This is a genomic window from Alteromonas aquimaris, from assembly GCF_026183695.1.
Lineage (GTDB): Bacteria > Pseudomonadota > Gammaproteobacteria > Enterobacterales > Alteromonadaceae > Alteromonas > Alteromonas aquimaris.
The window spans coordinates 1-657 of sequence record NZ_JAPFRD010000007.1 but is presented as its reverse complement, the minus strand read 5'-3'; the positions used below and the strand labels follow the sequence as shown (position 1 = coordinate 657).

General features: G+C 47.2%; 1 pseudogene and 1 other annotated feature. The pseudogene reads right to left on the bottom strand.

Annotation, left to right across the window (positions count from 1 at the left end):
- Positions 1-607 (bottom strand): annotated as a pseudogene (locus tag OPS25_RS06155) (IS3 family transposase); the annotation flags it as partial.
- Positions 213-329, bottom strand: a sequence feature (AL1L pseudoknot). (Overlaps the previous pseudogene by 117 nt.)
- Positions 608-657: the final 50 nt, after the last annotated feature.

Genomic DNA, 657 nt, shown 5'->3' with positions numbered 1-657 from the left:
ATACCCAGCACTTTCATGAGTCTGGCTACCGTGCAACGAGCAATGCTAAAGCCTTCGCGTTTCATCTGTTTCCAGACCTTTCTCACGCCATAACATTGCTTATTTTCCTGCCAGACACGCATCACTTCAGATTTTAACGCTTTATCTTGGTGATAACGCTGGCAGCGCCGCTCAGGCGCAGCTTCAAGGGCCTTGTACCGATAATACGTTGACGGTGCGATTTGCACTTGACGACAAATCGGCTCGACACCATACAACGCACGATTGGCATCTATAAATTTAACTATTTCCGAGGTTTGCGTTCGAGCTCCGCCTGCGCAAAAAAAGCCGAGGCCTTGCGTAAAATCTCATTAGCTTGTTTTAACTCACGATTTTCTCGTTCAAGCTCTTTAATTTTGGCTGCAGCATCCGAAGTAACACCAGGCTTTTTACCTGAATCGACTTCCATCTTGTTAACCCAAGCCCTTAACGTCTCAGGTGTACAACCGATTTTAGATGAAACAGACACCAAAGCCGCCCACCTCGATGGGTGCTCATGCTCTGAGGTCAAAACCATGCGAACTGCTCGCTCGCGGACTTCTGGGGAATACGTTACTCTCTTGTTCATTGGCTAATTCTCTCAAGATAATTAGCCTCCGACAAACCCGGTTTGATTCA